This is a genomic window from Cryobacterium algoricola, assembly GCF_004402485.1.
Classification (GTDB): domain Bacteria; phylum Actinomycetota; class Actinomycetes; order Actinomycetales; family Microbacteriaceae; genus Cryobacterium; species Cryobacterium algoricola.
In genome coordinates, this window is record NZ_SOFG01000023.1 from 69,249 (window position 1) to 89,617 (window position 20,369).

Genomic DNA, 20,369 nt, shown 5'->3' on the forward strand with positions numbered 1-20,369 from the left:
GGTGCGGTGGAGCTGCGGTGCCTGGGTGAAGCTGCAGGGCAGTGGAGCGGGTGATGCGGTCGTGAAGTGAGGCGTCATTGCGGTCGTTCGATCAGGGAAGGAAGATCAAGTGCGGCTAGCCAGCCGAGTTGCCGCCCGGTGCCTCCGTGGGTGCTCCGGCGACGCTCACGAGCGCCTCCTCACGAGCCTTGCGTCGCGCCTCGGCTTCGGTGTACTCGACCCAGGCCGCAGCGCGGGTGGAGTCGCGCTTGCGGCTGAGCCGCACGATGATCCAGGTCACTGCGGCGACGAGCAGCAAGATCAGGAACGCCCACGGCACCACGAAGAGACTGGAGTCGCGTTCGGCGCTCGGTAGGACTCCGGCGTTCAGCGCGTCGGGGTCGACCGTAGCCGCGAGGGACACATGAGGGTTGAGGTAGACCCAGGCACCGACACCGGCGACGGTGAGGGTGACGGTGCGCGAGCTTCCGGGCAATAGTTCCGGGATCTCCTGGTCCGTCAGACCGGAGAGGGGAATGCCGAAGATGCCCTTTATTTGTGAGACTGTGTTGGCACCGAGAGAGACGTTTCCAGTGTTGGTCAGGCTGACACGAATCTTCGTTTCACCAGCAAAAGGATTGATGCTTCCTTCATAGCTGGACTCGATGCTGCTTATGGTGAGGGCCGGCTGCAAGAGGCCCTTAACTCGCGCATACAAGCGGATGGCCACGCGCCGGTCGACCGAAACCTGGCCGGCTGGCGAGAGTGCCGAGACAACGATGCCACCGGCGTGGTCGCCAGGGCTGGCGTCGGCCGGGGTCGTTACCGTGAAGGGAAGCACCTGTTGGGCGCCGGGCTCGAGCGTCACCGAAACACGGCCGGTTCCGTTGTCGAAGGTGACCCAGCTGCCCGCGTCCTTGGGCGCTTCGGCGCCTTCCAAGAGCGCGAAGGTGCCGTCCTCTGCATTGAACGCGTCGGTGGCATAGACGTTGACCGCCTGCGTCGTCGTGCCAGTGTTCTCGACGATGTACTCGTCGTTGACGGCCTGTCCCGGTTCGACCTGGTAGCTGAAACGAGATCGATCCTGATCGACGCCGCCGTTAGCGGACGGCGCCCCGGCGATGCCGTCCGAGCCGTCCTCTGCCCACGCGCCTGAAACGCCGAGGGTCAGGGTGAGTCCCATTGCGATCAGCACGCTGGTGGCGATTTTGACGAAACTGCGGCTCTCGCCTTGGCGGGATACGGAATGGCGAAGAGTCACGATCGACTTACTCATTTCTGCGGGCGAATCCGAAAATTAGTGGGTGGAGCCAAGCCCCTGGTGTCGCTGCGATACTCGGAATGAGGGGAGGGCCGGCAGGACGCCGTCCCTCCCCCTTCATTCAGGTGGTGACTGCTCCTACTTCGAGACGACCGTGAGGGTCAGGGTCGACGTGTAGGTGCCGGCTGCCTTCTCCTGCGGAGCGACGAAGGTCAGGCCGGCGTTGAGCACGCTGTTGCCGACGGTGTTGGCTGCCGCGCCGGAGGCGAAGGCGGCCGGGTAGGACGCCGAACCGGCGACCTGGGCTGCGGCGGCCGTGACACCGGTCGCTGCGGTGCCTGCAGGAGTCACTGACGGCGCGAGGCCGAGCTGGACCTTGCTGATCGTGCTGGTCGCGTCGGCAGAGTTGACGAAGTCAGCAACGTTTGCCGACAGGTCCCAGCCGTTGCGTGTGACCACGCGGTCGTCAACGACCGTGACGGCACCGAGGGTACCGAGCGTGGTCGACTTGTTGTTCACGAGCGACGGAGCGGAGAATGTCGCCGCCGCGCCTGCCTGTACCGAAAGGGAGAGCGCGCCGTTCTTCGCAGCCGTGATGGACGGCGCAAGAGCAACTGAACCGGTCATCTCAGTCGGAACCGGAGTCGGCGTAGACGTCGGCGTCACAACGACATCGGACTGGGCTTCGATCGTGAAAGCGCCAGTCACTGCAGTCATGTTGATTGTGCGGTAGAACGCACCAACGACAGTTGCACCATTGTTGCTGGTGCAAGCGAGACCCAAGCTGAAGCGTCCGCCGGAAGTCTTGCTCGCCTGCGCGCCAGGCGTACCATTGATCAGCGTAGAGGGGGTCAGCGTCGGAGCGACGACCTCTTTGGGGCGGCCAATCGCGAAAGCGGACTCTGCGTACGCAGCCCACGTGTTCGGCGTCCGCTCGCTCCCGACGGGAGAGAGAAACAGTTTTGCGCTGGTTGCTGTTGCAGGGCAGAGGAACGCTTCGTCGTATGCGGCTGCGGTAGAACCCGAATACAGGTCCTCGCTGAAGCCCCAGACGCGGGCGCTGTCTGTGACGAGCACTGCATTCGTGTCGTAGGTGAACATCGCTCCGTCGGAGCCATTGTTCTGAGTGGCAGCTGTCGAGGAAGCAACCGCTGCACCGGCGACGAGCGCCACTGAGACGACGCCGACGGCGGCGACACGGGTCTTGTTATTGAGTTTCATGAAAGTCTGTGTCCTGTCTGTTTAGTAGGTAGCGTGCTACGCGGTCTTTGCGACGCGGAACGGAACGACACCGGTCGTCGGTGCAAGGAAGCCGTACTTCTTCTTGGCCGCGCCAGTCTTGGTGACCAAGGTCTGTGCGTTAGTAAGCGAAGTGCCCTGGGTGGGGTCGAGGAGCGCGAAGAGAGTCGGGTCATACTTCACGTTCGTCGGGTCCACCCGCGCATTCTCGACCACGAGATAGGTGTCGCGACCCCAGGTGGCGTCGGCGTAGTACGAAGGGTTCGGCGCCATCAACGCACCGCTGCCTGTAATCGGCGAATCGACGTTCGGAACCAGAGAACCGATCGTGCCGGTGCCGCGCTTGTCGTAAGACGCGCCCGTGTTCATAGCAATCCAACGCGATACGGCCATCGGCATGACTGACTCCGCAGTGAGAGTCGTTGCGTCGTGCTCCTGGCCCTCGACTACACAGCCACCTTCACTGACGGTCTTCATGCCTGTTTCGGAAGACCCGATGTTGGCCAGGAAGTCCTTACGGGTACCTGAACCGTCCTGCGGAATGATGGGCGTGATGGTGACTCCACCAATTTGGAAGCCCGGAGAGCACTCGTAGAGACTCTTCATCTGCGAAGCAGTGATGGTTCCGAGACCGGCTGCCGCTCCCTTGTAAGCGTAGGCGATGGCGTCGCGGCCAAAGGGCACGTAGAGGAGCTCACCCGCGGCGTTGAAGGTCCCACCGCTCGACGAACGCGCGATATCGACCGAGTCGGAAATCACGACATTGACCGGGCTGCCGACGGCCTTGGACGTGTATCCGGCTCCGTCAATCGAACGGCTGAGTGCCTTGACGCCGTCACCCGATCCGTTCGGCCGGCCGAAGCGCACACCGTAGGACTTCGTGGAGATATACGGCGATCCTGTCGCATCAAAGGAAGCGATGCTAGCGGACTTGGCTGTCGTGGCGCGAACGTTGGAACCACCAATGCCAGTGCCATTTGCAAGGGCGCTTACGGCGTCTTCCAAAGTGTCTGAACCCACGATGGAGTAGCTGTTGGAAACCGGGTCGGCCATGGCCGGTGTAGCAATGGCAAAGCCGGAGATGGCAACGCCGACAGTTGCGCAAAGCGCAATAGCCTTCTTCGAAATCACAGTGATGCCTTTCGGGTGTGATGCATGAGACGAGCCCGGGCGGACACGTCTTTCCTGGCGGTTCGCCCCGGAGCGCAGGCTCCGGGGCGAGTCGTCAAGCCTGTGCGCGGCATCAAGATCGTCTCCGGATGCGCGAAATCATGGGAACCGAACCTGCTGCGAACAGGCCGGCAAGGAATCCAACGGGAATCGCGGCCGAGACCGGCCCGATGGAAGGGTCGTTGGGCGTTGGTCTTCCGACGAGCGAACCGGCTACCGAGCCGGTCGCTGCGGGATCGATCGCTGCACCGGCGACCGGGACGGCAGCGGCCGCGACCGCGGCGGAAGCACTGGTAGCTTCCTGGTTGGCATATGTGGTCGAGGTTCCGCCAGAGCTCGCCGCGCCAGCGAGTGCCACCGATGGAGCCGAGACCGGCTTCGTGTTCGGGCTGATGCCGTCCTTGATCGCCGTAGCCGCGACTAGGGCCTGGTCGACCCAAGCCTGGGGCATCGGTGCGTATCCGGCGGGAAGCTGTCCGAGGCCGGTACCGGGGACCTGGCCCCGCGATGCGGCGTAGGTGATCAGGTTCGCATACTTGGCGCGGAGTGCAGCATCAGTCTGCAGTGGATTGAGTGCAGCGTAGACCGGCATAGTCAAGGGGTACGCGGTAGGGGCTGCGATCGCCTTTGTGGACTTCGGATCGTATTCGAGTACCTTCGCCTGCGCCGGTGTCGGTGTCATGGCACTCGCGGCAGCCAGCATGGAACCGGACGTAGGGGCAACGAACGCGCCAGCAGAGTTCTTCAGGGACGCCGTGACGTTCTGGTAACGGGCCGCGGATGCCGTGGTCGTCAGGCCGAGCACCCCTTGGTCGCCCGCGAGGCTACGGACTGCCTTCTGATACTTGTGCGGCGTGGCATTGAGGTCCCATTCACCGAGCGCCTGGCCATCACCGCGGAGGGTCAGGTAAGCGCCGCTGTCCCAATCCGAGGTAAACGGCCGCCAGGTTACGAGGTTGACCGGGCCGGGCGCATTAGACGCCGTGCTCGTGACGGTCTCGACGGGGTCGGCCTTCGGGAAGCTGTCCTTGGGCAGTGATAGCCCCGTCCCAGTCGGATTCACCGCGGCGTTCGTGGAGTAATACGGGTTGACGATCATGCCCCACTCGTCGGCAGTGCCGTTCAAGAAGGCCGCGGCCTCGGGATCCGCCACAATGTATCTCCACACCTGAGTCGCGAGGTCTGAGCGGCCGGAGGGCGTGAGCGCGTCCGAGAGCGAGACGCTGTTCAGATCCTGGTAGGCCCACTCCGGATCGTTTATCTTGAGAAAGTCCGGGTCGTGAGTGATATTTCTTGCGTTGTGACCCTGATTGGCATAACTGGCGTAGTTCACGTGGGTGAGATTTGCGCCAGGTGGCAAGGAACCGATGTACGAGGCGGTGAGTAGCTTCGCTAGCAGGCGCGGCGTGAGATTCACCGTTGTGAACGCTTGAGTCTCCGCGTCAACGTACGCCTTTGGCACCGTTCCCGATGGCGTGACGCGTCTATCAATGGCGAAACTCACCGTGACCCCTGCAATGCCGACCGGGGCGTACTGAAGAGGGTCCGCATTGGCGGTGCTATAAGGCTTGGAGGTAAACGCAAGTGGTCCCGGAACCTTTTGTGCGGCCGAGGCTAGAGAGTCGGTCTCACTGCCGGTGGACAGTACGAAGGCGGAACCGTTCGTACCGGCACACAGTTCGGGCTGCCAAGACGAAATCGCCCCCGCTATGAGCTCGCTCCCGCTTAGCTGGGCCTCCGCGCTGCCAATCTCACAACGAATACCGACGGCCTTGAAATCGAGCTTGACGGCGATGCTGTGCTGCCACGCGTCCCAGAACAGACCGGGGCGAATTATCTGGGTGACACCCGAATCACCGGTTCCACGAGGAATGATCACGAGCCAGCACGACTGGCCCGTCGTGGCCTGTCCGGTGACGATGACCGGTTGGCCACAACCGAGGCCGGGCGACTGCATCGAGGTCTGCATCTCGAACTTCGCTGAGCCAGTGCCGGTGTCGTCGGACCCGGCCCACTTGATCTCGTTTGAGGTGAACTGCGTGTAAAACTGATTGGAGGCTAGATTGACTCCAACGATGCCGTTCGGCAGGGTTACCCCAGCGGCCGTCGGGTCCCCACGAGCTGTTTGAACCCTACCGGCCGTATCGGTGATGTAGTGGGTCAGGACAGACGAGCCAGTGTTCTTGAACACAGCGGAGATGGACTCGCCGCTCGCCGCTTTGAAAGGGATTGCCGTGAACGGCCCCGCTGACAAGCCGTAGTTGGGCGTTGTGTACTTCTCGTCCTCTGCAGCAATGTTGGGTGCAAGCCCTTTGGCAGCCTCAACAGCATCGGGGTCGTTCGGGTCTACATTTGGCACGACCCCTGAGTCACGACCGGCGTTGGAGAAGGCCCCATACTGACAGGTGGTTCGATCAGGGTGGCCAGGATGAAGCGGGTCCTCGCCCCAGCACTGCGCGATCTGTAGGAAGTTCTCGCCACCGACAATGCCCTGAGGGCGCGTGGACTTCTTCGTCCCTGCGCCGGTCCAGGTAACGAGCACGCCCTCGGAGGTGAGTTCGGTCGTCTTCGACACTGTGACCGCGAGATTGGGGAACGGCGCGCCAGCCGGGGTGATAGCGCTCGACGCACGGACGGTCACGGCGCTCGACGTGTCGGCGGATGCCGTGGGAGGCGCGAGCGAGGAGAGCAACGATACGCCGATGCCTACGAGCAGGCCAACGACGATGCCGCTTGCGCCGGCGCGGGTCCAGAGCGAGTCGGTGGACAGGGTCAGGCGCTTCATTTGATACCCGCCTTCGCGACGCGCGGCTTGAGGCGACGCCACAATACCGGCGGGAGTACTGCCGAACCGACCAGGAGCACGCCGGCGAAGAGCATGATCGATTGCTGCGCTCCCCAGCCGTTGTCCGCGAGAGCGAACGGCGCGGCGACGGCAGTGCCGGCAACCCCGGTCCCGCCGGTCCCTCCCGAGACCAGCGCGCCGTTCTCGTCGTACACAGGGGCAGCTGCCGCGTTCGAGGTCCCCGCTGCGGCGCCTGCCCCCGCGGCCGCCGCAGTTGCTGCGGCGGGGTCACCGTTGGCCGCCGCCCCGCCAGTGCCGGTGCCGGAGGTCGGGGTGTCGTCGGTCGCACCGGCGGTTCCGGTGACGCACTGGCTGGTGCCGACCTTGTCGCAGGCCGCGGGCTGGAGTGCGGTGACGGCAAGCTGGTTGCTCGACGGCGAGTCGCCCGCCTTGAACGTGGGGTTGTTGCAGTTGTTGATGTCTACACCTGCGACATCCGCTCCGGGCACGCGTTTGATCTGCTCGAAGCCCGCGAGCACGAGGTTCATCGGCAGTGGAGAGTATCCGAGGGCAGCGGCCTGCTGTTGCCCCTCACAGAGCATGTAGTTCGCGAAGGCGCCGAGGGTCAGGCCCTTCTTGGCGGTGAACACGCCACCGACCTCGGTCGGCACGATCATGTACGAGTAGCTCGAGAGGGGGTAGGTGCGCGGGTCGGCGTTGTTGTAGACGCCGTCGAGGATCTGGGTGAGGTAGTCGGGGCTCGTTTTCGCGACATCCGTCTTGATCTGGGCCGCGAGCAGCGCGACGGCGACAGAGTTGGCGGTCGGCTCGACGTAGTAGCCGGCGGTGTTGAGCACCTTGGCGACCGGGAAGCCGGACTTGAGCGCGTAGGAGTACTCGACGTAGGTGATGGCGCCTTCGCCGTAGTCCTGGCTGACGTAGCCGGCGACGCCGGCCGACCCGCTCTGGGCCTTTGCGTTGCCATAGGTCGGATACTGGGAGGTAAGACCGCACGACGCCGGCTTGCCGACCTTGACGCAGAACTGGCCCCACAGGGAGTTGTACTGCTTGGACATCCACAGGCTGAACTGCGCGGTCGAGCCCGAGCCGTCGGAGCGGACCACGGGGACGATGCCCTTGTCCGGCATGGCGAGGCCGGGGTTGTCGGTCTGGATCGCCGGGTCGTTCCACTTGGTGATGACGCCGGTGAAGATCTTCGTGACGACCTCACCGCTCAGGCGGAGGTTCGAGACCCGCACGCCGCCGATCTTGAGGTTGTACATGAACGCGGTGCCACCGGCGACGATCGGCATGTAGGCGTAGCCACGGGCCGGTACCTCGGGCGCTGAACCGTCTTCGGGGGCGGTCTGGAACGGGATCTCGCTGACGGCGAAGTCGACGTTGCCGGCCACGAAGTCACGGCGGCCGGCAGACGAGCCGACGCCGGAGTAGTTGACGGTCATTCCGTAGTTGGAGGCGACGTTCTTGCGCCACTGGTCGAGGGCGTTCTGCGACCAGGTCGAGCCGGTTCCCGTGATCGGGTCGTACGAGACGGCCTGCGCGGACACGGTGGCGCCGGCCAGGCTGACGAGCACGACGGCGAGGGCGAAGAGGGCGCGGATCGGACGGATCCAACGGGGCTGCGGCGTCACGAGGACGTCTCCTTAGTACGGGGGTCGAGCGGTGGGACAGTCGGTGACGACGAATCGGGCGAGGCCGCGAGCTCCGCCTCGAGCTGGAAGCGGCGATCGGCGGCCACGGTGATCCGCTTGAGATCGCGGCCCGACGCCGCAACGACTCGCTGCTGCTGGGCGCGGGACAGGTCGCCGGGGCCCTTGCCGCCGATGAGGCGTGCGATGGCGAAGAGGGCGAGCACGAGCAGGATCAGCACGGCCGCCGCGCCGAAGCCGCGCGCGATCATGTTGGGTTCCGGCGACTTGACGAAGTCGAAGACCTGCAGCGGGAGCGAGATCATCGGGCCCTCGAAGGGGTTGAGGTTGACGACGGCGGTGACGCCGGAGGTGAGGAGCACCGGGCTCGTCTCGCCGATGCCGCGGGCGGTGCCGAGGATGACGGCGGTCGCGAGCCCGGGGCGGGCGGTCGGCAGCACGACGTGCCAGACCGTGCGCCAGCGCGTCGAGCCGAGGGCGTACGCGGCCTCTCGCAGGTTTCCCGCGACGAGGCGGAGCACGATGTCGGAGGCGCGGATCACGATCGGGAGCATCATCACCGTGATCGCCATCGAGGCGGCGAACCCGCTTCTCTGGTGGGTGATCAGCACAATGATCGCCGAGTAGACGAAGAGGCCGGCGACGATCGAGGGCAGCGCGGTCATCGCGTCGGAAATCGTGCGCACGAAGCGGGCGAACTTACCGCCGACCTCGTTGAGGAACAGTGCGGTGAGGATGCCGAGCGGGACCGTGACGATGAGCGCCATCGTGATCTGCATCAGGGTGCCGAGGATGGCGTGGACGATGCCGCCGAGCTCGAGGCCGTCGAGCGGGCCGGCGAGTTCCATGCTGTCGGTGAAGAAGTTGAGGTGCGGCAGGGCCTCCTGGCCACGCACGAGGGTGTACGCGACGACGAAGACGAGGGCGCCGAAGAGCAGCACGCCGGCGCTCGAGAGCACCACGGACATGACCCGGTCCTTGACCTCCTGCCAGTCGCTCTTCAGGCTGACGAGCAGGGCGTAGAACCCGATGAAGGCGATGAACGCCACGATCACGAAGCCGACATAGCCGGAGAGCGGGCCGAACCAGCCGAACAGCAGCACGGCGATGGCCAGTCCGGCCGCTGCCGCGCCGAGGATGTTGAACTGGTCGTCGACCCTGGCGGCGCGCATCCGCCGGCGCGGGCCGATCTCGATGCCGTCCGAGGAGGGGATGTTCGTGGTGTGCTGAACTGCGGCGGCCTGGAGTTCGAGTTCGGCCTCGAGCTCGACGGCAGTCTCGCTCATCACGAGGGTCGAGGGGCCGGCGGATGCCGCGGGATCCGTCGCCTGGGTGCTGGGTGCGTTCGTCATCAGTCGCTCTCCGCCCCGGAGCGGGACCGCGCCACGATCGACGAGGCCGTGAAGTTGATCACGAGGGTGATCAGGAACAGCACGAGGCCTGCGGCCATCAGCGCCGAGAGTCCGAACGAGCTCGACTCGCCGTAGCGGAGTGCGATGAGCGCGGACACCGAGTTCGTACCGGTCTTGAGCACCTCCCAGTTGATCGTGAAGATCGGGGAGATGATCATGTAGACGGCGATGGTCTCGCCGAGGGCGCGGCCGAGGCCGAGCATGGTGCCGCCGATGATGCCGCCGCGACCGAAGGGCAGCACCACGGACGTGATCATGCCCCACCGGGTCGAGCCGAGCGCGAACGCCGCCTCGCGCTCGCCGATCGGCGCCTGGGAGAAGGCTTCCCGCATCACCGAGGTCTGGGTGGGCACGACCATGAGGCCCACCACGATTCCGGCGATGAAGGCCGAGGAGGTGAACGCACTCGCCTCGGTGAGGGCCTGGCCCGTCGCATCCGTCACGCTGAAGAACGGGATCCAGCCGAAGTAGGTGGAGATCCAGGTGGCGACCGGGATGACGTTCGCCTGGAGGAAGAACACGCCCCAGAGGCCGAACACCACGCTGGGAACGGCGGCCATCAGGTCGACGAGGGTGACAAGGGTGGACTTCAGCCGGCCCTGGGCGACCTCGGAGATGAGGAGTGCCGTGCCGAGGGCGAGCGGCACCGCGACGCACATCGCGATGACGGCGATCGTGATGGTGCCGAAGAGAACGGATGCGATGCCGAACTTCTTCGTCTCCGGCGACCAGTCCTGCTCGAATAGGAAGTTGAACCCCGCGACGCCGAGCGCGTCGCCGGCGCGCAGCGAGAGGAAGACGCCGACCGCGAGCATGATCAGCACGGTGATCGTGCCGGCGCTGAAGGCGACCGAGCGGAACACCGAGTCCGAGATCGACGGGCGGGAGACCAGGGAGCGCCGCGGCCGGGAGTCGGGGCTCGACGGGTCGACGTCGGCCGGTTCTGTCCCGAAGGCGTCGCCCAGGGGCGAATCGCCCAGGGGCGGCGAGACGAGGCTCGAAATCGGCATGGTTGTCCTTGGAAAGACTCGGGAGGGGGTGGACGCACGGGTGGGGGTAACGCGTCCGAAACATATGCTCGGGGCGGTTGGTGAACGATTGGCGTCGATTTCTCAACCGAGATGTGGACGCCGCGTGGAGAGTTGTGGCGGTCGAATCGGGTGTCGTCAGCCCGCGGGTGTTGCGGTCGGAGAGGGGGTCGGCGACGGGGTCGACGAGGACGTCGGGGCGGGTGTGGGGAGGGCAGACGGCCCTGGCGCTGTCGAGAGTGTGAGGGTGATCGAGGTGCCGAGGCGGAGGGAATTCTGACCGGATGGGGCGACCGCGATCACGGTTCCCGGCGTCGCGGCAGAGTCCGGCCTCGAGTCGGTGAGGACCAGGAATCCGGCGTTCTCGAGCGCGGCCGTCGCCTCCGCCTTGCTGAGACCGACGGTGTCCGGCACCGTGTTCGAGCCGGAGGCCACGGTGAGGTCGACCGGGTCTCCCGGGTCCAGGAAGGTGCCGGCCGCCGGGCTGACGCCGAGCACGGTGTCGAGGGGGCGCCCGGAGTCCTGGAGGGTGAGGGCGCCGAGGCGGAGCCCGAGGGCCGTGAGCGCGGCCCTCGCCCCGTCGAGGGTCATCACGGAGACCTCCGGCACCCGGATGGTCTTCGCCGCCGCCGTGGCGTGGGCGGTGATCATCGGCTCGGGGGTGGCGCTCGCGAGCGCGGGCGTGCTGCTCGTGACGGCCACGGACGACGGGGCCGCGCCGCCGGCCGCGAGGACCCAGGCGAATGCTCCCCCGATCACGAGGACCATCGAGACGGCCCAGACCCCACCGCCCCGCCGACGGCTGCGGCCGCTGCGCACCCAGGCCGGGTCGTCCGGCGGGGTGACGACGGCGGCGGATGCCGTTCCCGCGCGGGCATTCCCGGTCGCGTGCACGATCGTGGCGGGGGCGGGGACAGCGGCCGTTGCCGCCGCAGGGACGGGAACCGGAACCGGAACCGCACCGAGCACCATCGTGCGCTCGGCGAGCTCCGCGAGGTCGCCGGGCCGGAAGAGCCCCGTGGTGTCGTCCGCGGCCAGGACGCGGCCGCCGCCGAGTGCCGCCCCCTCGATCGGAACCGCGCTCCGACCCGGGGCTCCCCCGGCCCCGATGCGGTCCAGGGCCGCGTCGACGGCGGCGCCCATCGCCGCGGCGGAGGGGAACCGGGCATCCGGGTCTTTCAGGAGCGCCTTGACGACGAGCCGGTCGACACTCCGCGGAATGCCCGAGTGCTGCACCGACGGCACCGGCGGCGGCGACTGCACGTGGGCGCGCATCACCGCGCCGACGGAATCCCGGAGGAACGGCGGCCGCCCGGTGAGCGCGAAGTACAGCACCCCGCCGAGCTGGTACACGTCGCCGCGTTCGTCGACGGCGTCGCCCCGCGCCTGCTCCGGCGACATGTAGTTCACGCTCCCGAGCACGCTTTGCACGGCCGGACTCTCCTGGGTGGTCGCATCGGGCGCGCTGCGCAGCACGTCGGTGCCGAGGGCGGGGCGACCGGCGGCATCCGCGAGGCCGAAGTCGAGCAGGCGCACGTCGCCGGGGCCGACGCGGCCGGCCTCGTCCGGGTCGACCATGATGTTGGCCGGGGAGACGTCCCGGTGCACCAGTCCGATCGCGTGCGCGGCAGCGAGGGCGCGCAGCACCGCGGAGGCGACGGTGAGGGCCTGCGCGACGGGGAGCGCCCCGGTGTGCTCGACGAACTCGGCGAGGCTGATCCCCGGCGCGCGGTCGAGGGCGATCCAGGCCTGGGGTTCCTCGGCGTTGGCGCCGGTGCCGGTACCCGTTCCGTCGCCGCCGGTGTGATGCACGCCGACGCCGAGCACCGCGACGATGTTCGCGTGCCGCAGCGCGGTCGCGGCCCTGGCCTCCGCGAAGAAGGCCTCCCTGGCCCGGTCGGAGCGGGACAGGTGCGGGTGCAGGATCTTGAGGGCGATCGCCGTGGCGCCCTCCCCCGCCTGCGTGTCAACGGCGGCGAAGACGGATGCCGACCCGCCCGTCCCGAGGAGTTCGCCGAGCCGGTAGCGGCCCGAGATCAGGCTCTCGCCGGCACCGGACATGCGCCGGCCTGCCGGCGCAGCGACGGCATCCGCGGGGTCGGCGGGATCGATCGCGTCGACCACAGGGGGCTACTTCGCCCGCGCGGCGTAGGTGTTCGCGTACCCGGCGACGGCCGTCACGTAGGAGTCGACGTGGTTATAGGCGAAGATGGCCGCGCGCCAGCGCTCGGGCAGCGCGAGGTCGCCATAGTTGCACAGGTAGCGCCCGGCGGCGAGGGCGGCGTCGTCGATCTGCTGCGGGTCGTTCACACCGTCCCGGTTGCCGTCGGCGCCCCAGCGCTGCCAGGTCGCCGGGATGAACTGCAGCGGGCCGACCGCACGGTCCCATTGCGCGCTGCCGTCCCAGGCGCCGCCGTCGGTGTCGTTCATCGCGGCGAAGTCCGAGCCGTCGAGGGCCGGACCGAAGATGCCGGGCCGGGCGGTGCCGTCGGTGCCGAGCGCGGAGCCGGCGTGGGTGCCGTGCCCGGACTCGATGTTGCCGAGGCCCGCGAGGGTGCTCCAGCCGAGACGGCAACCGGGCTGCTCGGCGGCGAGGGCGAGTGAAGCGCCCGCGTAGCCGAGCATGGCCCGAACCGGGATGCCGGTGGCCGCGGCCACACGGGCAGCCCAGTCCGCGTCCACGAGCGCAGCGTTGCCGGTGGGCAGCGAGGTCTCCCTGGTCGAGGCGACGGACGAGCCGGTGGCGGCGACGGCGGAATCGGCCGCCTCCGGACCGGGGGTCGCGGGCGTCACGGTCACGGCGGCATCCGCTGCGGCGGGAACCGCGGCGACCGTATTTGCGGCAACGGCCACGACGCTCGCCCGGATGCCCTCCGGGGCGGTGAAGCCGGGCACGAGCCAGCCGAAGACGACCCAGCCGAGCAGGCCGGCGGTCGCCGCGGCACCGAACCAGCCGCGCAACCGCGCGCCGGTCACCACGCCTGGGCCCGTTCTTCCTCGCTGAGCACCCGGGTTCCCCGGCGACCGGCCTCGGTCGCGTGGCGGGCGTCCTCGGCGACGAGCGCGATCCGGAAGGCTTCGATCGTTCCGGCGGCGGCTTCACGGCTTGCGGAGGCGGCGCCGTACCAGCGCCCTGCGGTCATCACGATGCGTTCGCCGACCGTGACCACCCAGCCGTGGGTTCCGGCAGACGGGCCGGTGACGACGGTCGCGACCATGGCGTCGCACTGGTCCCTGAGTTCGAGCACGTGGGCCCTGGCGCCGGCGAACGTGGCGTAGACGGAGGAACTGCGGCCGAGTTCACGGCTGTTCGAGGCGAGCAACCGCCAGATGCCGGAGTGTCCGGAGTCGGCGACGGTGGCGACGCCGCGTGGGCGGTCCCGTCCCTCCGGCACCAGCTCGGCGTCTCCGGTGCGGGCGAGCTCTCCCGCACGGGCGAACCCCGTGTCGCGGGCGAGCTCTCCGGCACGGGCGGGCGCTCCGGCACGGGCAAGTTCTCCGGTACGGGCAGGCGCTCCGGCACGGAGGAGCTCTCCGGCGCGGGAGCCCGCCTGAACGCTCTGCCGGAAGGCGACCCACCCCTGCAGGCGCGGGTCGGAGTTGGAGCGGAAGGCCGAGAAGACCACACTGGGGCGGGGCGACACAGCGACTCCAACGGCGTGAACCAAACAGCGACGGGTGCAGTCGAGACTGTGTGCCAGCTCGGGTGGGCCGGCCCCGGCATTACTGTGCTGGCCGCAGGTGTCCGGCCCGAGAGTGTGATCTTACCGGGGGGTGAACGGAAGCTGTCCGGTCCGGCAACAGTTTCGAGAAGGCCTAGCGGCGGAGCGCCTTTCGCGCCAGCGTGTTGCCGAGGTACTGGACGAGCTGCACGAGCACGATGATGAGCAGCACGGCCGCCCACGTCACGATCGGATTGAACTGGCGGTACCCGTAGAGCAGCGCGAAGTTTCCAAGGCCGCCGCCGCCGACGTAGCCGGCGACCGCGGACATGTCGACGAGCGCGACGAAGATGAACGTGTAGCCGAGGATCAGCGGACCGAGCGCCTCGGGCAACAGCACTGTGAAGATGATTCTGCCCGTACCGGCGCCCACGCTGCGGGCTGTCTCGATCACGCCGGGCGTGACGGTGAGCAGGTTCTGCTCGACGATGCGGCCCATCGCGAAGGATGCCGCGAGCGAGATCGTGAAGATGATCGCGTTGTTGCCGATGCCGGTTCCCACCACGAGGCGGGCGAGCGGCTGGGCTGCCGCAAGGAAGATGATGAACGGGATGGGCCGCACGAAATTCACCAGCAGGTTCAGGACCACGAACACCGGCTTGTTGGCGAGCAGGCTGCCGCCGCGGGTCAGATACAGGCCGAGGCCGACGATCAGGCCGCCGAGACCGCCGAAGAACAGGGTGAGGCCGACGATGTACAGCGTCTCCCCCGCGGCCTTCCAGAGCTGGGGCAGCAGTTCGATCAGGGATTCCATCAGCGAACCTCCGTGACGGTCGTGAGTGTTCTGACCCGGTCGAGGACCGCGTCGATGCGGTCGGTGCCGCCGGGGCCTGCCGTCGTGGGGGCATCCGTCGCCGCCGCGTCGCTGAGCGCGAGGGTGAGGTGCCCGAACGAGCGGCCCTGCACCTCGTTGATGCCGCCGAAGACGACCTCGAAAGTGATGCCCGCGCGGGCGAATTCGCCGAAGACGCGGGCCTGGTCGACCGCGTTGTCGCGGAAAGCGAGGGTGACGATGCGGCCGGGGTGCCTGCCGCGCAGCACGGCGAGCTCGTCGGCGCTCGGGATGCCCTTCACGACGGTCGAGACGAACCGGGCGGATGCCGGCTGCTGGGGATTCGAGAACACGTCGAACACGTCGCCGCGTTCGATGACCCGGCCCTGGTCCATCACCGCGACCTTGCTCGCGATGGTCTGGATCACGTCCATCTCGTGGGTGATCACGATGATCGTCACGCCGAATTCGCGGTTGACCCGGGTGAGCAGGTCGAGCACCTCATGGGTGGTCTCGGGGTCGAGCGCGCTCGTGGCCTCGTCGGCGAGGAGGATGGCGGGCTGGCTCGCGAGGGCGCGGGCGATGCCGACGCGCTGCTTCTGGCCGCCCGAGAGCTGGTCGGGGTAGGCGCGGGCCTTGTCGGCGAGGCCGACGAAGTCGAGCATCTCCGCAACGCGCTTCGTGCGCTCGGCCTTGGGCCGGCGCGCAACCTCGAGGGGATAGGAGACGTTGGCCGCGACGCTGCGCGAACCGAGCAGGTTGAACTGCTGGAAGATCATGCCGATGCCGAGGCGGACCGTGCGGAGTTCCCGCTCGGGAAGGCCGGCGATGTCCCGTCCATTGATCAGGATCTCACCGGAGGTGGAGCGCTCGAGCGCGTTCACGAGCCGGACGAGGGTGCTCTTGCCCGCGCCGGAGTAGCCGATGATCCCATACACGTCGCCGGCCTCGACGGAGAGGCTGACATCGTCGATCGCCACGACGTCACTGCCGCCCTTTTCGTGGGGCGGGTAGACCTTGCTGACACCGCGCAATTCGACGATGGCCATAAACGAACTTCCTCACTGTGGCGCTGGCGCTGACGCTCAGGCTCACGCTTTTCGAAAACAGGGGGATGTCGAACACCCCCGTCACGCACCATTCCGGTCGAGAGTGCCCGGTGTGCGGGTCACTCTCGACCGGAAAGGTCACTGTCGGTGCTACTTCTTGTGGGCCTTGGTGTCCGCGACGACCGTGGCGAGCGAGGAGACCAGGTCGACGACCGGGGTCTTCACGAGAACGCCGGAGCCGCCGGAGACGGCAAGCACGCCGTCCTGCACGGCCTGGGTGTCCTGGTAGATCTGGACGAGCTTCTGGTAGGTCGCGTTGTCCTTGTCCGCGGCGCGGGCGACGAACACGTTGACGTAGGGAATCGCGGTCGGGTCGGCCGGGTCATCCTTGGCGAGGGCGTCGGTGAACTTCAGTCCGGCTTTCTCGACGAAGTCGTTGTTGATGATCGCTCCGGCGACGTCGGGCAGCGAGGTCGCGGTCAGCGAGGCCTCGAGCGCGGTGACGGTGACCTTCGAGGCCGACGTGTCGATGTCGTCGAGGGTCGAGAAGATCGAGCCGCCGTCCTTCAGTGTGATGAGTTTGGCGGACTGCAGCACGAGAAGGGCGCGGGACAGGTTGCTCGCGTCGTTCGGCACCGCGATGGTGTCGCCCTTCTGGATCTCGCTGACCTTTTTATACTTCGTCGAGTACAGGCCGAGCGGGTAGATCGCCGTCGAGCCGATCGGGGTGAGGTCCGCGTTGCTCGCCGTGTTGTACTGCGCGAGGTAGACGAGGTGCTGGAACTGGTTGAGGTCGACCTCACCGGCGGTCAGCGCGGGGTTCGGCTGGTCGTATGCGGCGAAGTCGACGATCTCGACCGTGATTCCGGCATCGGCGGCGGCCTTCGTGTAGACGGCCCAGTACGGGTCGCTCGCACCGACGACGCCGATCTTGACGGTCTTGTCGCTGCCGGCATCCGCCGTGCCGCCGGCGCACCCGGCGAGCAGGGCGAGGAGCGGGACGGTCGCGAGAGCCGCGAGCAGGCGCTTGGACAGAGTTGACTTTTTCACGTGGTGGATCCCCTTGGGTGTGCTGCGGGTGAGCGCCGCGAGTGCTGTCTCGCGGACGAGCCTCAACGGTCACGGGCACAGCAAAGCCACGGCCTGACGGGGTGGGAGTCTGTGCCGCTGCGTCGCGAGGCACACCTTCAGGTTAACAAAGGATGCTGCGCCGCGCACGCCGCTGCGTAACACGCGGTCACAGCATCCGCGGTTTTAACCCTCGATCAGCGTCGAAAGTTCGAGCCAGCGAGTTTCGAAGCTCGAAATGGAGGATTCGAGACCCTGCAGCTCGGTGCCGAGCGCGCCGAGGCCCGCGTAGTCGTTCTGGTCGTGGCTGACCATGCTCTGGTTCAGCACCACGATTCGGGACTTCTGCTTGGCGACCTTGCGCTCGATGGAGGCGAGCTCCTTCTGCGCGTTGCGGAGCTCGGCGCCGCCGATGGCGAGGTTCCTGGCCGGCTTGCCGCCTGAGGTGTTCGAGGCGTTCGCCTCTGCCGGCTTGTCGGAGTCGTTGATCTGCTGTTTGCGCATCTCGAGGTACTGGTCGACGCCGCCGGGCAGGTGGCGGAATCCGCCCTCGGTGACCGCGTACTGGTTGTCGGTGACGCGTTCGATCAGGTACCGGTCGTGCGAGACGACGAGCAGGGTGCCGGGGAAGGAGTCGAGCAGGTCCTCCATCGCGGCGAGCATGTCGGTGTCCAGGTCGTTGGTGGGCTCGTCGAGGATGAGCACGTTCGGCTCGTCGAGCACGATCAGCAGCAGCTGCAGGCGGCGCTTCTGGCCACCGGAGAGATCCTTGACCTGAGTGACGAGCTGGGCGCTCATGAAGCCCATCCGCTCGAGCATCTGGCCGGGGGTGATCTCCTTGCCTCCGGCGATGTAGCTCGTCTTCTGACGGCCGATGACCTCGCTGACCCGGTCGTTCTGGATGCCCTCGAGCTCGAAGAGCTGCTGGGTGAGCACGGCGACCTTGATGGTCTTGCCGCGCTTGACGTGGCCGCTCGTCGGCTGGAGGGTTCCGGCGACGAGGTTCAGCAGCGTGGACTTGCCCGCGCCGTTGACGCCCATGATGCCGGTGCGCTCCCCCGGCGCGATCCGCCAGGTGATGTCCTTCAGCACGTGCTTGTCCTCGAAGTCGACCGAGACGTCGATGAGGTCGACGACGTCCTTGCCGAGGCGCTGCATCGCCATCGACTGCATCGTGACGGTGTCGCGGGGCGGCGGCTCGTTCTCGATGAGTTCGTTGGCCGCGTCGATGCGGAACTTGGGCTTGGCGGTGCGGGCGGGGGCGCCGCGGCGGAGCCAGGCGAGCTCCTTCTTCATCAGGTTCTGGCGCTTCGACTCGGTCGCTGCACTCATCCGGTCGCGTTCGACGCGCTGCAGGATGTACGCGGCGTAGCCGCCCTCGAAGGGTTCGATCAGGCGGTCGTGCACCTCCCAGGTCTGGTTGCAGACCTCGTCGAGGAACCACCGGTCGTGGGTCACGACCACGAGGCCGCCGGAGTTCGTCGCCCAGCGGTTGCGCAGGTGCCCGGCGAGCCAGGTGATGCCCTCGACGTCCAGGTGGTTGGTGGGCTCGTCGAGGAAGATGACGTCGTGGTCGCCGATCAGCACGGCGGCGAGGGCGACGCGGCGGCGCTGGCCACCGGAGAGGTCGTCGACGAGGGCGTCCCAGGGGATGTCGCGCACGAGTCCGCCGATGACGTCGCGGACCTTGGCGTCCCCGGCCCAGAGGTGCTCGTCCATGGTGCCGACGACGGTGTGGCCGACGGTCTGCCCGGAGGCGAGCGCGTCGGACTGGTCGAGCACGCCGATCGTGACGCCGCGGCGGCGGGTGACTCGGCCGGAGTCGGGTTCGATGCGCCCGGCGAGGAGGCTCAACAGGGTGGACTTGCCGTCACCGTTGCGCCCCACGACTCCGATGCGATCGCCCTCGTTGAGTCCGACGGTGACGGAGTCGAAGATGACGCGGGTGGGGTATTCAAGGTGCAGGGACTCGGCCCCGAGCAAATGTGCCATAGCTTACAACTTTACCGTGCGCGGCTGGGAACCCGGCGCGCAGGTCAGGGCAAGCGGATGCCGCGGCTCAGTCGTGGACGAGACGGGCGCCGTGGACCGGACCCGTTGCCCGCACGACGTGCAGGCGGGAGGCGCTCAACGCGACCTGGAGTTCGAGCGCACTGTCGGCATCCGCCACGAGGAACGCGACCGTCGGGCCGGACCCGGACACGATGCCGGCGAGGGCGCCGTTCTCTTCGCCGAGCTCGATGACCTTGCCGAGGCCGGGGGCGAGGTGCAGGGCCGGGGCCTGCAGGTCGTTGTGCAGGGATTCGGCGAGCATCCGGGCATCGCCGGCGCGCAGGGCCTGGAGCACGTTGGCGTCGACGGTCGGCTGCGCCTGCGCCGGGAAGATGTCCTGGGCGTGGCGCTCGCGGTGGCGGTCGAGTTCCTGGTACACGCCGGGGGTGGACATGCCGAAGTCGGCGAGGGCGAGCACCCAGTGGAACTGGCCCTTGGCGAGTGCGGGGCTCAGCTGGTCGCCGCGGCCGGTGCCGACGGCGGTGCCGCCGGTGAACGCGAACGGGACGTCGGCGCCGAGCGTCGCCGCGATCGCGAGCAGTTCCTCGCGGGTCGCCTCGGTACCCCAGAGGGCGTCGCACGCGAGCAGGGTCGCGGCGGCATCGGCCGATCCGCCGCCCATCCCCCCGGCGATCGGCACGTTCTTCTCAACTTTGAGATGCACGCCGCCGCGGTAGCCGGACCTGCGAGCGAGCGCACGCGCGGCCCGGATGGCGAGGTTGCTGCCGTCGGTCGCGAGCGCGGAGGTGTCGATCGAACCGGTGAATTCGCAGGAGAAGTCGTCGGCGGGATAGGCGCGCACGTCTTCGCTGAGCGACACGGCCTGATAGGCGGTGGCGACTTCGTGGTAGCCGTCCTCGAGCACGGCACCGACCTTCAGGAAGACGTTGATCTTGCCCGGCGCCCGCGCGTGCACAACTTGAGATGTGGCCGCGTTGGTCATGGTTCTAACCTAGCTCAGCCGCACAGCCCCCTCGTGCGCGGGGGCAGGCGTCCCTCGCCGCGAGTGGGTGTCCCGAATTCAGGAGTCGAGCGCGCACCGCCGCCGTCGACCCGCAGACCAGTGCCGCGCATGCGTGGCGACCCGGGTGCGTCTCGGCTCAACTCCTGAATTCGGAACACCCCGGCTGCACGGATGGCGGGAGAGTTGCGGCGGCGGGGA

General features: G+C 67.6%; 15 protein-coding genes. All 15 read right to left on the reverse strand.

From position 1 onward, the window contains the following. Positions 1–115: 115 nt before the first annotated feature. Positions 116–1,255, reverse strand: coding sequence for a WxL protein peptidoglycan domain-containing protein (locus tag E3O44_RS16350; RefSeq protein WP_134535837.1), 1,140 nt, complete (start codon positions 1,253–1,255; stop codon positions 116–118). A gap of 123 nt (positions 1,256–1,378) precedes the next feature. After that, a complete protein-coding gene (locus E3O44_RS16355; RefSeq protein ID WP_134535838.1) occupies positions 1,379–2,341 on the reverse strand; it encodes a hypothetical protein in 963 nt (320 codons plus the stop codon). A gap of 156 nt (positions 2,342–2,497) precedes the next feature. Beyond that, a complete protein-coding gene (locus E3O44_RS16360; RefSeq protein WP_134535839.1) occupies positions 2,498–3,610 on the reverse strand; it encodes a substrate-binding domain-containing protein in 1,113 nt (370 codons plus the stop codon). Positions 3,611–3,722: 112 nt separating this feature from the next. Further along, a complete protein-coding gene (locus E3O44_RS16365; RefSeq protein WP_134535840.1) occupies positions 3,723–6,434 on the reverse strand; it encodes a hypothetical protein in 2,712 nt (903 codons plus the stop codon). After that, the gene (gene pstS, locus E3O44_RS16370; RefSeq protein ID WP_241976389.1) at positions 6,431–8,086 is read right to left on the reverse strand and encodes a phosphate ABC transporter substrate-binding protein PstS; all 1,656 of its coding nucleotides are present in this window, start codon (positions 8,084–8,086) and stop codon (positions 6,431–6,433) included. Before pstS ends, E3O44_RS16365 begins: the two co-directional genes overlap by 4 nt. Beyond that, positions 8,083–9,456 (reverse strand): phosphate ABC transporter permease PstA, encoded by a 1,374-nt coding sequence (gene pstA / locus E3O44_RS16375; RefSeq protein WP_241976390.1) that lies wholly within the window; start codon positions 9,454–9,456, stop codon positions 8,083–8,085. The genes pstS and pstA overlap by 4 nt, the downstream gene beginning before the upstream one ends. Continuing rightward, positions 9,456–10,526 carry a phosphate ABC transporter permease subunit PstC gene (pstC, locus tag E3O44_RS16380; protein WP_134535841.1) on the reverse strand — a complete coding sequence of 357 codons (1,071 nt, stop codon included), beginning with the start codon at positions 10,524–10,526 and terminating at the stop codon, positions 9,456–9,458. Before pstC ends, pstA begins: the two co-directional genes overlap by 1 nt. A gap of 156 nt (positions 10,527–10,682) precedes the next feature. Next, entirely contained in the window at positions 10,683–12,668 is a 1,986-nt protein-coding gene (locus E3O44_RS16385; RefSeq protein WP_134535842.1) for a protein kinase domain-containing protein, read from the reverse strand. 6 nt (positions 12,669–12,674) lie between these two features. Next, entirely contained in the window at positions 12,675–13,523 is an 849-nt protein-coding gene (locus tag E3O44_RS19695; RefSeq protein ID WP_241976391.1) for a lytic transglycosylase domain-containing protein, read from the reverse strand. After that, positions 13,517–14,188, reverse strand: coding sequence for a hypothetical protein (locus E3O44_RS16395; RefSeq protein WP_134535843.1), 672 nt, complete (start codon positions 14,186–14,188; stop codon positions 13,517–13,519). The genes E3O44_RS19695 and E3O44_RS16395 overlap by 7 nt, the downstream gene beginning before the upstream one ends. Before the next feature lie 172 nt (positions 14,189–14,360). Beyond that, positions 14,361–15,020, reverse strand: coding sequence for a methionine ABC transporter permease (locus E3O44_RS16400; RefSeq protein WP_134535844.1), 660 nt, complete (start codon positions 15,018–15,020; stop codon positions 14,361–14,363). Continuing rightward, positions 15,020–16,087, reverse strand: coding sequence for a methionine ABC transporter ATP-binding protein (locus tag E3O44_RS16405; RefSeq protein ID WP_134535845.1), 1,068 nt, complete (start codon positions 16,085–16,087; stop codon positions 15,020–15,022). Before E3O44_RS16405 ends, E3O44_RS16400 begins: the two co-directional genes overlap by 1 nt. Before the next feature lie 150 nt (positions 16,088–16,237). Further along, positions 16,238–17,122 (reverse strand): MetQ/NlpA family ABC transporter substrate-binding protein, encoded by an 885-nt coding sequence (locus E3O44_RS16410; RefSeq protein ID WP_134536020.1) that lies wholly within the window; start codon positions 17,120–17,122, stop codon positions 16,238–16,240. A gap of 219 nt (positions 17,123–17,341) precedes the next feature. Then, complete coding sequence (locus tag E3O44_RS16415) at positions 17,342–19,147, reverse strand: ABC-F family ATP-binding cassette domain-containing protein (RefSeq protein WP_134535846.1); 1,806 nt, start codon at positions 19,145–19,147, stop codon at positions 17,342–17,344. Positions 19,148–19,214: 67 nt separating this feature from the next. Next, positions 19,215–20,150, reverse strand: coding sequence for a 4-(cytidine 5'-diphospho)-2-C-methyl-D-erythritol kinase (locus E3O44_RS16420; RefSeq protein ID WP_134535847.1), 936 nt, complete (start codon positions 20,148–20,150; stop codon positions 19,215–19,217). Between the last annotated feature and the right edge of the window lie 219 nt (positions 20,151–20,369).

Coding starts and splice junctions, on each gene's coding strand:
- E3O44_RS16350 (WP_134535837.1), bottom strand. CDS start 1,255: ATGAGTAAGTCGATCGTGACTCTTCGCCATTCCGTATCCCGCCAAGGC.
- E3O44_RS16415 (WP_134535846.1), bottom strand. CDS start 19,147: ATGGCACATTTGCTCGGGGCCGAGTCCCTGCACCTTGAATACCCCACC.
- E3O44_RS16420 (WP_134535847.1), bottom strand. CDS start 20,150: ATGACCAACGCGGCCACATCTCAAGTTGTGCACGCGCGGGCGCCGGGC.
- E3O44_RS16355 (WP_134535838.1), bottom strand. CDS start 2,341: ATGTTCACCTACGACACGAATGCAGTGCTCGTCACAGACAGCGCCCGC.
- E3O44_RS16405 (WP_134535845.1), bottom strand. CDS start 16,087: ATGGCCATCGTCGAATTGCGCGGTGTCAGCAAGGTCTACCCGCCCCAC.
- pstA (WP_241976390.1), bottom strand. CDS start 9,456: ATGACGAACGCACCCAGCACCCAGGCGACGGATCCCGCGGCATCCGCC.
- E3O44_RS16365 (WP_134535840.1), bottom strand. CDS start 6,434: ATGAAGCGCCTGACCCTGTCCACCGACTCGCTCTGGACCCGCGCCGGC.
- pstC (WP_134535841.1), bottom strand. CDS start 10,526: ATGCCGATTTCGAGCCTCGTCTCGCCGCCCCTGGGCGATTCGCCCCTG.
- E3O44_RS16400 (WP_134535844.1), bottom strand. CDS start 15,020: ATGGAATCCCTGATCGAACTGCTGCCCCAGCTCTGGAAGGCCGCGGGG.